This window comes from Brachybacterium phenoliresistens, from assembly GCF_039530785.1.
Taxonomy (GTDB): domain Bacteria; phylum Actinomycetota; class Actinomycetes; order Actinomycetales; family Dermabacteraceae; genus Brachybacterium; species Brachybacterium phenoliresistens.
The window spans coordinates 351,411-365,116 of record NZ_BAAAOW010000002.1; the positions used below are offsets into that span (position 1 = coordinate 351,411).

The following is a 13,706-nucleotide window of genomic DNA, read 5'->3' on the forward strand; positions in this document are numbered from 1 at the left end:
CCGCAGACGAGATCGACCAGGGCCTCCTCCGGGAGGAAGCCCTGGTCGATCTCGTCCGTGCCCCGTCGAGGCCTGCGCCCCGGGGCGGGAGGGGCTGCGGGGACGGCCGGCGCGGCCGCCCCCGCGGACCTCAGTCCTCGGCGCCTGCGGGCTGCGTGCCCTCGCCGTCGGCCCCCGAGGAGGCCGAGCCGGCCGGCGCTGAGCTCGCGGAGGCGCCCGGCTCGGCCGATGCCCACGCAGGGCGGGCGCCCGCCGGGGTCGCCGGGTCGGAGGCGCGCACGTCCCGGCCGGAGCTCGCGGCCCGCTCGAGCGTCTCCTGGAAGTCGACGCCGGTGGTGGCGCTGACCATGTCGAGCACCTGCGCGAGCCCGCGCGAGATGTTCTGGCCGATCTTCGACTCGCCGTCGGAGGAGATCACCGACAGCTTCTCGATGTTGCTGTACGGCGCGGCCAGCTCGTTCGCGACCGCCGGCAGCACCTCGAGGACCTGCGCCAGCACGGCGGCGTCGTTGAACTGCTTGTACGCCTCCGCCTTGGCGCGGGTGGCCTCGGCCTCGGCCTCGCCGCGGGCGAGGATCGCCGCGGCCTCCGCCTCGCCCTTGGCGCGCAGCGAGTCGGCCTGCGCCTGGCCCTCCAGGCGCACCGCCTCGGCGTCCTTGGAGCGACGCTGCAGCTCGACCTCCGCCTCGGCGCGACCGCGAGCCTCGATGGCATGCGCCTCCGCGTCGGCGGACACCTTGCGGGACTCGGCGCGGTTGCGCTCGTCGGCCAGCTGGGCCTCGGAGTCGGCGATGCGCGCGTACTTCTTCGAGTCCGCGTCCTGCTGCTCGGCGTAGCGCTTGGCCTCCGCCGGCTTGTGGACCTCGGCGATCAGCTGCTTCTCGCGCAGATCGTTGTTGCGGACCGCGATGAGCTCCTCCTGCTCGATGATCCGCTGCTGCTGCGCGGCCCGGGAGAGCGGACCGGCGGCATCGGCGACGGCCTGACGGGCGTCCGTCTCCTCCTTGATCTCCGCGTTGCGCAGATCGAAGGCCTGCTTGGACTCCGCCTCCTGCTGGAGGTTGATGTTCTTCGCCTGGGTCGACTCGCGGTTCGCGTCCGACTCGGCGATCGCCGCGCGCTTGGCGACCAGGGCGGCCTCGGGGCGTCCCCAGTCGCGCAGGTAGGACCCGTCGTCCTCGACCGCGGAGATCTGGAAGGTGTCGATGACCAGACCCTGGTTGTTCATCGAGTGCTCCGCCTCGGCCTGCACCTGGTTGGCGAAGGACGCGCGGTCACGGATGATCTGCTCGACCGACAGCGTGCCCACCACGGCGCGCAGGGTGCCCGAGAGGATCTCCTGCGTGTAGTGGTCGATCTGCTGCTGCTGGTCCAGGAAGCGCTGCGAGGCCTTGCGGACGTCGTCGACGTTGCCGCCGACCTTGACCTGCGCGACGCCGCGCAGGCGCAGGAAGATCCCGTTCATCGAGTACCCCTCGACCTCGACGGGGATCTGCCGCGAGCTGAGGCTGAGCACGAAGGCGCGGTCGAAGAACGGCCGCACGATCGCGCGCGAGCCGATCACCACCCGCGCGCCTCCGGATTCGAGGTCGACATCGCCCGACTTGGCGTTGCGACCGGTGATGATGAGCGCCTCGTTCGGCGCTGCGATGCGGTAGCTGCGCAGGATCACGAGGATCCCGATCAGCACCACCACCGCGATTCCGACCAGGACGACGAGCCCCAGTCCCAGGAACGGCTCCATGGATTCCCCTTCGATCGGTGCGTCCGGTGTCCGATGCGGGGCGCTCGCCGCCGCGCGCTCCGGAGGGAGCCCTGCGCGAGGGCGGTGTCCAGCTCAGTCCCCGGGACACCGTGAGCAGATTATCAGGGGGCGTTCGGCGTCCGCCCAGCTCGTCCGAATCCTCCGATCTCACGATGCGACCCTCTGTCCATATCGTGGGACTGCGGGTCTATGGTGCCGTGCCGTGAGCATCACCGAATCCCCCACCCCGCCCGTGGCCCCGGCCAACACGCGCGGACGCGTCATCACGGCCTCGATGGTCGGCACGACCATCGAGTTCTTCGACTTCTACGCGTACGCGACCGCGGCCTCCCTCGTCTTCCCCGCCCTGTTCTTCCCGACGCAGAGCCCCGCGAACCAGCTCCTGAGCTCCTTCGCGATCTTCGGCGTCGCCTTCGTCGCCCGCCCGCTGGGCTCGCTCGTCTTCGGCCACTACGGCGACCGCGTCGGCCGCAAGACCACGCTCGTGGCGAGCCTGCTGGTGATGGGCATCGCGACCTTCCTCATCGGCGTCCTGCCCACCGCGCAGACCCCCGGCTTCACCATCCTCGCCCCGGCCATCCTCGTGCTGCTGCGCTTCTGCCAGGGCGTGGGCCTGGGCGGCGAATGGTCCGGTGCGGCGCTGCTGGCCACCGAGAACGCCCCGCCCGGAAAGCGGGCGCTGTACGGCACCTTCCCGCAGCTCGGCGCCCCGCTGGGCTTCATCCTGTCCAACCTGCTGTTCGTGGGCCTGAGCCTCGGCCTGAGCGACGCCCAGTTCACCAGCTGGGGCTGGCGCGTGCCGTTCCTGCTCTCGGCCGTGCTGGTGATCGTCGGGCTGTGGGTGCGCCTGAAGCTCATGGAGTCGCCCGCGTTCCAGAAGGTGATCGACGAGGAGCGGGTCGCCGCGGTGCCGATCGCCCGGGTGTTCCGCCGCTCGTGGAAGCCCCTGGTCCTGGCGACCTTCGCCATGGTCGCCACCTACGTCCTGTTCTACATGATGACCGCGTTCCTCATGGTCGTGGGCACCACCCCGGCCGACGAGGGCACGGCGCGCGCCGCGGCCGAGGCCGCCGGCAAGTCCTTCGACGCGGCGTCCTTCGCGCCGGGGCTGGGCTTCGCCCGACCGCAGTTCCTCACGATGCTGATCATCGGCGTCGTCTTCTTCGGCATCTTCACCGTGGTCTCCGGGCCGCTGGCCGATCGCCTGGGCCGGCGCCGCCTGCTGCTCGCGGTCACCGCCGGGATCGGCGTGTTCGGCCTGCTGCTGGAGCCGCTCATGCGCTCGGGCACCGTCGGCGTGATGGCCGCCCTGATCCTGGGCTTCGCCCTGATGGGCATGACCTTCGGGCCGATGGCCGCGTTCCTCCCGGAGATGTTCACCGCCGATGTGCGCTACACCGGCAGCGCCGTGAGCTACAACCTGGCCTCCGTGATCGGCGCGGCGCCGGCGCCGTACGCGATGATCGCGCTGTGGCAGGCCCTCGGCGGACCGCTGTGGCTGGTGGGCGGCTACCTGCTGCTGGCCGCCGTGATCACGATCGTCGCGCTGCTGCTGGGCACCGAGACGCGCGAGGTCGACTACCTGGCCTGACCCCGTCAGGCCCCGGCCGGGTCATCGCTCCCGTGCGACGACGGCGGGGCGCGGCGCTCGATGCGCCGCGCCCCGCCGTCCGGCGTCCGGGCCCCTCAGAGGATTCCGGGCCCCTCAGAGGATTCCGGGCCCCTCAGAGGATGTCGCGCACCCGCGGCTGGATCCCGCCGCGGCCCTTGAGCACCAGGTTGAGGGTCACCGCGCTGAAGGCGGCGGCGCTCACGCCCGAGCTGAGGACCATCGAGACCAGCGTCGGCAGCGAGGCGTACAGGTCCGGCACGGCGAGCGGCATGACCGCCAGGGCCAGGGACACCGCGACGATCATGGTGTCGTGGCCGGCGTCGCGCTCATCGGTGCGCGGCGCCTCGGAGATCGTCCGAATGCCCGCCGCGGCGACCGAGCCGAACAGCACGATCCCGGCGCCGCCGAGCACGGGGGAGGGGACCGCGGCGATGACGCGGCCCAGCACCGGCACCAGGCCCAGCAGGAGCAGCAGCACGCCGCCGGCGGCCACGGTGTAGCGCGAGCGGACGCGGCTGACGGAGATGAGGCCGATGTTCTGGGCGAAGGCCGTGGCCGGGAACGAGTTGACCACCGGCGCGAGGGCGGAGGCGAGCATGTCCGCACGCAGGCCGTCGGACAGGCGTCGCGGCGGCAGGTCGGTGCCGACCACCTTCGTCACCGCGAACAGGTTCGCCGTGGTCTCCATGAGGGTCACGATGATCACGACGACCATGGGGATGATCGCCGCGAGGTGGAAGGTCGGGGCGCCGAAGGCGAAGGGCTGCGGGAAGGCGAGCAGCGATCCCTCGCCCACGGCGGAGAAGTCCGCCCGGCCCAGGGCGAGGGCCACCAGCGTGCCGATCACGATGCCCAGCATGATCGCCACCCCGGACAGGGCGCGGATCCGCGAGAGCACCAGCACGGCGACCAGGGTGATCGCGGCCAGGCCCAGGTTCCCGGCGCCGCCGAAGCCCTCGGTCCCCTCGGTGCCCAGGATCCAGCCGGCCGCGACCGGAAGCAGGGAGATGCCCATGGCGGCGATGATCGTCCCCGTCACCACCGGCGGGAACAGCGGTTGCATGCGCGTGACCAGGGGGACCAGGAGCAGGCCGACGATGCTCGCGACGATCACCGAGCCGAAAACGGCCGGCAGGCCGCCGCCGTCGGCGATGATCACGCCCATCGTCGAGACGGCGCCGAAGGTCGTGCCCTGGACCAGGGGGAGCCGGGCGCCGAAGCCGGGCACGCCGATCGACTGCAGCACCGTGGCCAGGCCCGAGACGAACAGGGCGCAGGCCACCAGCAGGCCGACCTCGACCTCGGGCAAGCCGGCCGCGCTGCCGACGATCAGCGGGATGGCGACGACGCCGCCGTACATGGACAGGACGTGCTGGGCGCCGAACAGGACGGTGCGCCCCAGCGGCAGGCGCTCGTCCTCGGGCCGGACGGGCGGGGCGGTGGTCGCGCGGGGGGATGCGGAGGTCACGGGGTGCTGTCCTCGGGATCGGGGGCGTTCTCGGGCGGGGAAGCGGACGGCGGTCCGCCGCAGAACGCACGCACGGGCGAGCGCCCGGAGTGCGACGACGGCGGGCGCTCCGGGGATTCTACGGCCGATGCTCCGGCCCGCGGGCGGGGCCCGCGGACGAATGCGCCACAGCGCGGTGCCGTCGTGCAGCGGGGCGGAGGTCTGCTCTGCGCGACCGCGGACCGGAACGCGGCGGCGGGGACAGAGGGGCGTCTGGGCTCTCAGCCCGCGAGATCGGCGAGCTCGGCGCGGGAGCCGCGGAACACGTTCATGTCGATGTAGGGCTCCGTGCCGTCGTAGCCGGAGCGGCGGTCCCGGTGCGAGTACTGCCAGAACGTCCATTCCCGTCCGTCCGCCAGGGAGGGCGGGACGACGACCGAGCGGATCCAGATCGGGCAGTCCGGGTAGGCGCCGGCGATGTAGCGCTCGTAGGCGGCGGGGGTCGCGTAGATGACCGGCGCCGTGCCGTAGTGCTCGGTGAGCTCGCGGATCAGGGGGTCGAGGATCGCGGCGACCTCCTCGCGCGGCGGCGGATCCGCGAAGTGCTCGCCGTAGTACTCGACGTCGACGGCGGGGGGGAGCGTGCCGTCGGCCGGGACGGTCTCGATGATGTGCCGGGCCTGGTCCTCTCCCGAGCTCTCGAAGGACAGGAAGTGGTAGGCGCCGAACAGCACGCCGCTGGTCCGCGCCCCCTCCCAGTTCGCGGCGAAGCGCCGATCCACGTGCGAGGATCCCTCGGTGGCCTTGATGTAGGCGAAGTCCAGGTCATCGGCCACCAGGACCGGCCAGTCGATGCGGCCCTGGTACGAGGAGACGTCCACCCCGCGCACCGGATGGCCCAGGGCGAAGATCCGTCCGGGCCACACGACCCCCGACCCCACCAGCAGCGCGAGCGCTCCCAGGACGACGACCGCGGCGGCGCCGAGCCCGAGGGCGCGGCGCCGCCGCACGGCACGCGGAGGAGAGGCCGGCGCGGCGACCGCCCCGGCCCCTCCTCCCGGCTCGACCGTCACGGGCGGAGCGCTCAGACGCTCCGGTGCTCGCGGTAGTAGCGGATCAGCGCCGCGGTGGAGGAGTCCTCCGCCGCGATCGCGTCCTCGTCGCCCGCGACGGCCGGTGCGAGGCCCTTGGCCAGCTGCTTGCCCAGCTCCACGCCCCACTGGTCGAAGGAGTTGATGCCCCAGACGGCGCCCTGCACGAAGGTGATGTGCTCGTACAGCGCGATGAGCTGGCCCAGCACGCCGGGGGTCAGGGCCGGGGCCATGATCGACGTGGTCGGGCGGTCGCCGGAGAACTCACGGGCCGCCACCAGGGAGCCCTCGGTGCCCTCGGCACGGACCTCATCGGCCGTCTTGCCGAAGGCGAGCGCCTTCGTCTGGGCGAAGAAGTTCGCCAGGAACAGCTCATGGACGTCCTGCTCGCCGTCCTTGAGCGGGTGCGCCGGGTCGGCGAAGGCGATGAAGTCCGCCGGGATGATCCGGGTGCCCTGGTGGATCAGCTGGTAGAAGGCGTGCTGGCCGTTGGTGCCGGGCTCGCCCCAGAAGATCTCGCCGGTCTCGGTGGTGACGGGGGAGCCGTCCCAGCGCACGGACTTGCCGTTGGACTCCATGGTCAGCTGCTGCAGGTACGCCGGGAAGCGGTGCAGGTACTGCGAGTAGGGGAGGACCGCGTGGGTCTCCGCCTCGAGGAAGTTGACGTTCCAGACGTTGATCAGGCCCATCAGCAGCGGGACGTTCACCTCCGGCGCGGCGGTGCGGAAGTGCTCGTCCATGGCGTGGAAGCCGGCCAGCAGCTCTTCGAAGGCCTCCGGGCCCAGCACGATCGCCAGCGACGTCCCGATCGCGGAGTCGACGCTGTAGCGCCCGCCCACCCAGCTCCAGAAGCCGAAGGCGTTGTCGGTGTCGATGCCGAACTCGGCGACCTTGTCCAGGGCGGTGGAAACCGCGATGAAGTGCTTCGCGATCGCCTCGGCCTGCTTCTCCGGCGCGAGGCCCGCCTTCTCCGCGAGGCCGTCCAGCAGCCAGGCGCGCACGAGCTTCGCGTTGGTGATCGTCTCGAGGGTGGTGAAGGTCTTCGAGGCGACGATGACCAGGGTGGTCTCGGGGTCGAGGTCCTTGGTGGTCTCGTACGCGTCGGTCGGGTCGATGTTCGAGATGAAGCGGGCCTCCAGCCCCTCCTGCGCGAAGGGCTTCAGCGCCTCGTAGACCATGACCGGTCCCAGGTCGCTGCCGCCGATGCCGATGTTCACCACGGTCTCGATGCGCTTGCCGGTCACGCCCGTCCACTCGCCCGAGCGCACGCGCCGTGCGAAGTCGGCGACGCGGCCCAGGACCTCCTGGACATCGGCGTCGACGTCCTGGCCGTCGACGGTCAGCGCGGGGGAGGCGCCGGCGGGGCGGCGCAGCGCCGTGTGCAGGACGGCGCGGTCCTCGGTGGTGTTGATGTGCCCGCCGGAGTACATGGCGTCGCGCCGCTCCAGCACGCCGGTCTGATCGGCCAGCTGCAGCAGCAGCTCGATCGTCTCGGCGGTCACGAGGTTCTTGGACAGGTCCACGTGCAGATCGGCGGCGTCGTGCGTGAAGCGCTCGGCGCGCTGCGGATCCTCCGCGAACCACTCGCGCAGGGAGCCGGCGATCTCGAGGTCGTGCTCCTCGAGCGCCTCCCAGGCGGCGGTGGTGGTGGGGTCGACGGGCTCGGCGGCGGCGATGGCGGCCTCGGGTGCATCAGTCATGGCACCTATTGTCCACCTCCGGATGACCGGGAAGAGTGCAGGTCATGTCATGGGAGGCCACAAAGCGCAACAGAAACGTGACCGTCCATGGCTCGGAACATCCTTGACGTGGTGCACACTGGTGGGCACTCCGGTGGCGCGAGGTCGCGTCGCCGGTCATCACGGAGATGAAACAGGAGCTATCCATGGCACTTTCGCGACGGTCGATGATCCTCGGCACCGCGGCCACCGGCACGGCGGCCTTCACCCTGGCCGCCTGCGGCGGGAACGGCGACGGCGGCGGCACGGGCGGCGGCAGCGGCAACGATGGCGGCTCGGGCGAGGCGGTCCTCGCCAACGGCACCGAGCCCGAGAACCCGCTGGTCCCGCAGAACACGAGCGAGGTCGGCGGCGGTCGCGTCATCGACTCGATCTTCTCGGGCCTGGTGTACTACACCCACGACGGCAAGGTCGAGAACGAGGTCGCCGAGTCCATCGAGTCCGAGGACAACCAGACCTGGACCATCAAGATCGCGGCCGACCAGAAGTTCTCCGACGGCACCCCGGTGACCGCCCAGAGCTTCGTGGACGCCTGGAACTGGGGCGCGAACACCGCCAACGCCCAGAAGAGCCAGTCCTTCTTCCAGCCCATCGAGGGCTTCGACGTGGTCTCCGCCGACGGCGCGACCGCGGACCAGACGCTGTCCGGCCTGACCGTCGTCGACGAGACGACCTTCACCGTCAAGCTGGTCTCCGCGCAGTCCGACTTCCCCAGCCGCCTGGGCTACTCCGCCTACAAGCCGCTGCCCGCCTCCGCCTACGACGACATGGCCGCCTTCGGCGAGAAGCCGGTCGGCAACGGCCCGTACATGGTCGAGACGTGGACCCACGACAGCGAGATCGTCCTGGTCCCGAACCCGGAGTACTCCGGGCCCCGTGCCGCGCAGAACGCCGGGCTCACCTTCGTGATCTACGCGGACCCCGACACGCTGTACAACGATCTGAGCTCGAGCAACGTCGACGTCGCCGATCAGATCCCGGACTCGGCGCTCTCGACCTTCGAGGACGAGCTGGGCGATCGGGCGGTCAACGAGCCCGGCGCCGTCTTCCAGTCCTTCACCATCCCCCAGAACGACCCGAACTTCTCGGGCGAGGCCGGCAAGCTGCGCCGCCAGGCGATCTCGCGGGCCATCAACCGTCAGGAGATCTGCGACTCGCTGTTCTTCGGCACCCGCACCCCGGCGACCGACTTCGTCGCCCCGGTGATCGACGGCGGCGGCGCCACCGACATCCCCGGCGCCGAGGTCCTGGAGTTCGACGAGGCCGCGGCGAAGGACCTGTGGGCGCAGGCCGAGGCCCTCCAGCCCTTCAGCGGCACGTTCACCCTCTCCTACAACGCGGACGGCCCGCACCAGTCGTGGGTCGAGGCCGTGTGCAACTCGATCAAGAACACCCTGGGCATCGAGGCGACCCCGCAGCCGTTCCCGGCGTTCGGCGAGTTCCGCGAGCAGATCACCGCGCGCACCCTCAAGGGCGCGTTCCGCTCCGGGTGGCAGGCCGACTACCCCTCGGCCTACAACTTCCTCGGCCCGCTCTACTCCACGGCCGCGGCCGACGGCAAGGGCTCCAACGACGGCGACTACAAGAACCCCGAGTTCGACGCGCTGCTCGCCGAGGGCCTCGCAGCCCCGGACATCGACGCGGCGATCGAGAAGTTCAAGGCGGCCGAGGCGATCCTCATGGAGGACCTGCCCGTGATCCCGCTGTGGTACCAGAACACCTTCGGCGGATTCTCGGACAAGGTCTCGAACGTGACCTTCGGGTGGGACACCGTCCCGCTGTACTACGCGGTCACCAAGTGACCCCCTGACCCGGCGGGAGGCGGCGAACGTGCCGCCTCCCGCCGGGTCATGTCCGACCCCAGGAGCCGGCGGAGTGCGCTCGCGCACGTCCTGCCGCAGCTCCTCCTGAACCCCTACGAAGGTGACCGACGTGATCTGGTACATCGGGCGGCGCTTGCTGCAGATGATCCCTGTCTTCCTCGGCGCCACCCTGATCGTCTACCTGATGGCCTTCGCCTCCTCCGGCGACCCCATCGCGGCGATCGCGGGTGACAAGCCGATCTCCCCCGCCGTGCAGCAGGCCCTGCGCGAGCAGTACAACCTCGACAAGCCCGTCCTGGTGCAGTGGCTGATCTACCTGGGCAACGTCGTCCAGGGCGACTTCGGCGTCGGCTTCAACGGCCGGCCGATCATGGATCAGATCGTCGCGGCGTTCCCGGTGACGATCCGCCTGGCGCTGATCGCCGTCGTCATCGAGACCATCTTCGGCGTCATCGCGGGTGTCATCGCGGGCCTGAAGAAGGGCACGATCTTCGACACGACGCTGCTGATGCTCTCCCTGGTCGTCATCGCGGTGCCGACCTTCGTCATCGGCTTCACGGCGCAGTTCGTGCTGGGGGTGAAGCTCGGCGTCGTCCAGATCAACGTGGGCCGGGATCCCTCCTGGGAGAACCTCCTGCTGCCAGGGTTCGTGCTCGGGGCGGTCTCCTTCGCCTATGTGCTGCGCCTGACCCGCACCTCCGTCGCCGAGGTCGCCACGGCGGACCACGTCCGCACCGCGACGGCCAAGGGCCTCTCCCGCGGCGGCGTGATCACCAAGCACATCCTGCGCAACTCCCTGATCCCGGTGGTCACCTACATCGGCGCCGATCTGGGCGCGCTCATGGGCGGCGCCATCGTCACCGAGCGGATCTTCAACATCAACGGGATCGGCTCGCTGCTGTTCCGTGCCATCAACGCCGGCGAGAGCCCGATGATCGTGTCCCTGGTGACGCTGCTGGTGATCATCTTCCTGCTCGCCAACCTCATCGTGGACCTGCTCTACGCCGTGCTCGACCCGAGGATCCGCTATGCCCAGTGACGCCCGCTCCCTCCGCCCCCGCGCGGAGCACTTCGTCGCCCCGCTCGAGGAGACGCCGCTGCAGGCGGTCGACGCGGTGGACACCACCTCGGCGCCCCGCTCCATGTGGGGCGAGGCCTTCCGGGTCCTGGTGCGCAACCCCGTCTTCATCGTCTCCGCGCTGCTGATCCTGCTGGTGCTCTTCGTCTCTGCCTTCCCGGGCCTGCTGACCAGCCAGGATCCGACCTACGGGGTCCTCGGCCGGGCCAACCAGGGCCCCAGCGCCGAGCACCCCTTCGGCACCACCACCCAGGGGTACGACGTCCTCGCCCGCACCCTGTACGGCACCCGCACGTCGGTGACCGTCGGCTTCTTCACGATGATCCTGTCCACGCTGATCGGCGGCACCCTCGGGGCGCTCGCCGGGTACCTCGGCGGGTTCTTCGACGCGGTCCTCTCGCGCATCACGGACATCTTCTTCGCCGTGCCGCTGATCCTCGGCGCCATCGTCATCGGCAACCGCGTCGACCACGTGACCGTGTGGATCGTGGTCGTCGTCCTGGGCGTCTTCGGCTGGACGAACATCGCGCGCATCATGCGCGGCGCGGTGATCTCGGTGAAGAACCAGGACTTCGTGACCGCCTCCACCGCCCTCGGGGCGAGCCGACCGGTCATCCTGCTCAAGCACGTGATCCCCAACGCGATCGCCCCGGTGATCGTGACGGCGACCGTGAACCTCGGCGTGTTCATCGTCGCGGAGGCGACGCTGACCTTCCTCGGCGTGGGCCTGCCGCCCACCTCCGTCTCCTGGGGCGGCGACATCTCCGCCGCCCAGAACGCCCTGCGCACCCAGCCGATGATGCTGTTCTACCCGTCGATGGCGCTCGCGATCACCGTGCTGAGCTTCATCATGCTCGGCGACGCCGTCCGCGACGCCCTCGACCCGAAGGCGAGGAAGCGATGACCTCCACCACCCCGCTCCTGGAGATCTCCGACCTCGAGATCACCTTCAGCACCTCCTCCGGTCCGGTGCAGGCCGTGCGCGGCGCGAGCCTGGCCGTGTACCCCGGCGAGACCGTCGCGATCGTGGGGGAGTCCGGCTCGGGCAAGTCCACCACCGCCATGAGCATCGCCCGCCTGCTGCCGAAGAACGGCGCGGTCACCGGTGGTTCGATCCGCTTCGGCGGCAAGGACATCACCTCCGTGCCCACCCGCGAGATCCTCGCGCTGCGCGGCAGCGAGATCGGCCTGGTCCCGCAGGACCCGATGAGCAACCTCAACCCCATGTGGAAGGTGGGCTCCCAGATCACGGAGGCGCTCGCGGCGAACAACGTCGCCCGCGGCTCCGCCGCGCGCAAGCGCACCGTCGAGCTGCTCGAGGAGGCGGGGCTGCCCGACGCGGCCCGTCGCGCGGGCCAGTACCCGCACGAGTTCTCCGGCGGCATGAAGCAGCGCGCCCTCATCGCGATGGGCCTGGCCGCGAGGCCGAAGCTGCTCATCGCCGATGAGCCCACCAGCGCCCTGGACGTCACCGTCCAGCAGCAGATCCTCGACCACCTCGACTCCCTGACCACGGAGCTCGGTGTGGCGGTGCTGCTGATCACCCACGACCTGGGGCTGGCCGCCGAGCGCGCCCAGCACCTCGTGGTGATGTACAAGGGCCAGATCGTCGAATCCGGCCCGGCGCTGGAGATCCTGCAGTCCCCGCAGCACCCCTACACCAAGCGGCTCATCGCCGCGGCGCCGTCGCTGGCCTCGCGCCGGCTCGTCTCCGTCAAGGAGCGCGAGCGGGTCGTCGAGCAGGCGCAGGCCCACGCCGCGGCCGCCCACGCCGCGACCGATGCGCAGGCTCCGGAGACCGGACCCGCCGCGGCCGATGCGCAGTCCCCGGCCTCGGACGTCGTCATCCGGGTCGAGAACCTCACCAAGGACTTCCCGATCCGCGGGTCCGTCCCATGGCGCTCGACGCCGTTCCGCGCGGTGGACGACGTCTCCTTCGACCTCGAGCGCGGGACCACCACGGCGATCGTGGGGGAGTCCGGCTCGGGCAAGTCCACCGTCGCGCAGATGGTGCTCAAGCTGCTCGAGCCCACCTCCGGGCGGGTGCTGTACGAGGGCAAGGACGTCACCACCTATCGCGGGGCGGAGCTGAAGTCCCTGCGCCGGCGCGTCCAGCCGATCTTCCAGAACCCCTACGGGACCCTGGACCCGATGTACTCGATCTACCGCACGATCGAGGAGCCGCTGCGGCTGCACGGGATCGGCGACGCGAAGAGCCGCGAGGCCAAGGTCCGCGACCTGCTGGACAAGGTCGCGCTCCCGGCGGAGATGATGCGCCGCTACCCCAACGAGCTCTCCGGCGGCCAGCGCCAGCGCATCGCCATCGCGCGCGCCCTCGCGCTGGACCCCGAGGTCGTCGTGTGCGACGAGGCGGTCTCCGCCCTCGACGTGCTGGTCCAGGCCCAGGTCCTCGAGCTGCTCAACGACCTGCAGGCCGAGCTGGGGCTGTCCTACATCTTCATCACCCACGACCTCGCGGTGGTGCGGCAGATCGCCGACCGCACCCTGGTGATGGAGAAGGGCCGCGTGGTCGAGCAGGGCGCGACGGAGGACGTCTTCCACTCCCCGCGCGAGGAGTACACGCGTCGGCTCCTGGGCGCGATCCCCGGCGGCTCCATCCCGCTCGCGGGCGCGGAGACCATCGACGTGGACGTCGCGGAGCTCGACTCCTCCGCGGACGACGAGCCCGAGCACGCGGCTCCCGCTCCCGACGAGATGCCCTACGGCGCCTTCGTGAACCCGGCGGACCGTCCGGATCGCCGCGACCACGGCCATAGCGGCGGACCCATCGGAGGCGCAGGCGGCGAGCACGTCTGACCTGCCTCTCGGCTCTCCATCCGGGGGCAGGTCGGGCCCCGGCTGCAGGTCGACGGGACCAATACGGGGACACAGGCCGGATATGGCGCTGTGTCCCCGTATTGGTCCCGCGCACTCGGTATTGGTCCCGCGCACTCGCGACGCCGTCCGCAGGACGTCGCCTGTGCCTCCCTCCGGCTCCGGAGCGAAGCACAGGTGACGTCCTGTCTCCGTGCGGGGGAACTCTTCCTCCGTTCCCGGGGGATTCCGGCCCGGCGTGTCGCATCACACGGGCTGCGGGGCCGGGCGGGCCGATAGAATCGCTATGGCCCGAAACGCGCCCCTCTGCGCGCGC

At 70.9% G+C, this 13,706-nt stretch carries 9 protein-coding genes; 5 read left to right on the forward strand and 4 right to left on the reverse strand.

Annotation, left to right across the window (positions count from 1 at the left end; translation table 11 throughout):
* Positions 1–130: 130 nt before the first annotated feature.
* Positions 131–1,744 carry a flotillin family protein gene (locus ABD234_RS06035; protein WP_051486920.1) on the reverse strand — a complete coding sequence of 538 codons (1,614 nt, stop codon included), beginning with the start codon at positions 1,742–1,744 and terminating at the stop codon, positions 131–133.
* A 223-nt stretch (positions 1,745–1,967) separates the two neighbouring features.
* Here ABD234_RS06035 and ABD234_RS06040 point away from each other — a divergent pair, with 223 nt between their 5' ends.
* Positions 1,968–3,356: an MFS transporter gene (locus tag ABD234_RS06040; protein ID WP_232226394.1), complete on the forward strand. Its 1,389-nt coding sequence runs from the start codon at positions 1,968–1,970 to the stop codon at positions 3,354–3,356.
* 133 nt (positions 3,357–3,489) lie between these two features.
* Here ABD234_RS06040 and ABD234_RS06045 read toward each other — a convergent pair whose 3' ends face one another.
* The 3 genes from ABD234_RS06045 to pgi form a co-directional block, all read right to left on the reverse strand.
* A complete protein-coding gene (locus tag ABD234_RS06045; RefSeq protein WP_051486919.1) occupies positions 3,490–4,845 on the reverse strand; it encodes a nucleobase:cation symporter-2 family protein in 1,356 nt (451 codons plus the stop codon).
* 260 nt (positions 4,846–5,105) lie between these two features.
* Entirely contained in the window at positions 5,106–5,834 is a 729-nt protein-coding gene (locus tag ABD234_RS06050) for a GH25 family lysozyme (RefSeq protein WP_038373134.1), read from the reverse strand.
* Positions 5,835–5,908: 74 nt separating this feature from the next.
* Positions 5,909–7,615, reverse strand: coding sequence for a glucose-6-phosphate isomerase (gene pgi, locus ABD234_RS06055; protein WP_038373081.1), 1,707 nt, complete (start codon positions 7,613–7,615; stop codon positions 5,909–5,911).
* A gap of 185 nt (positions 7,616–7,800) precedes the next feature.
* On the opposite strand from pgi, the gene ABD234_RS06060 reads away from it, so the two are divergent.
* The 4 genes from ABD234_RS06060 (at position 7,801) to ABD234_RS06075 (ending at position 13,372) form a co-directional block, all read left to right on the forward strand.
* Complete coding sequence (locus tag ABD234_RS06060; RefSeq protein ID WP_038373080.1) at positions 7,801–9,456, forward strand: peptide ABC transporter substrate-binding protein; 1,656 nt, start codon at positions 7,801–7,803, stop codon at positions 9,454–9,456.
* Positions 9,457–9,586: 130 nt separating this feature from the next.
* Positions 9,587–10,516: an ABC transporter permease gene (locus ABD234_RS06065; RefSeq protein ID WP_038373079.1), complete on the forward strand. Its 930-nt coding sequence runs from the start codon at positions 9,587–9,589 to the stop codon at positions 10,514–10,516.
* Positions 10,506–11,459, forward strand: coding sequence for an ABC transporter permease (locus ABD234_RS06070; protein ID WP_038373078.1), 954 nt, complete (start codon positions 10,506–10,508; stop codon positions 11,457–11,459). Before ABD234_RS06065 ends, ABD234_RS06070 begins: the two co-directional genes overlap by 11 nt.
* Positions 11,456–13,372, forward strand: coding sequence for an ABC transporter ATP-binding protein (locus ABD234_RS06075; protein ID WP_084148530.1), 1,917 nt, complete (start codon positions 11,456–11,458; stop codon positions 13,370–13,372). Before ABD234_RS06070 ends, ABD234_RS06075 begins: the two co-directional genes overlap by 4 nt.
* The last annotated feature ends 334 nt before the right edge of the window (positions 13,373–13,706 follow it).

Excerpts from the sequence above, each read along its gene's own strand:
- ABD234_RS06035 (WP_051486920.1), bottom strand. The coding sequence starts at position 1,744 with ATGGAGCCGTTCCTGGGACTGGGGCTCGTCGTCCTGGTCGGAATCGCG.
- pgi (WP_038373081.1), bottom strand. The coding sequence starts at position 7,615 with ATGACTGATGCACCCGAGGCCGCCATCGCCGCCGCCGAGCCCGTCGAC.
- ABD234_RS06060 (WP_038373080.1), top strand. The coding sequence starts at position 7,801 with ATGGCACTTTCGCGACGGTCGATGATCCTCGGCACCGCGGCCACCGGC.
- ABD234_RS06070 (WP_038373078.1), top strand. The coding sequence starts at position 10,506 with ATGCCCAGTGACGCCCGCTCCCTCCGCCCCCGCGCGGAGCACTTCGTC.
- ABD234_RS06075 (WP_084148530.1), top strand. The coding sequence starts at position 11,456 with ATGACCTCCACCACCCCGCTCCTGGAGATCTCCGACCTCGAGATCACC.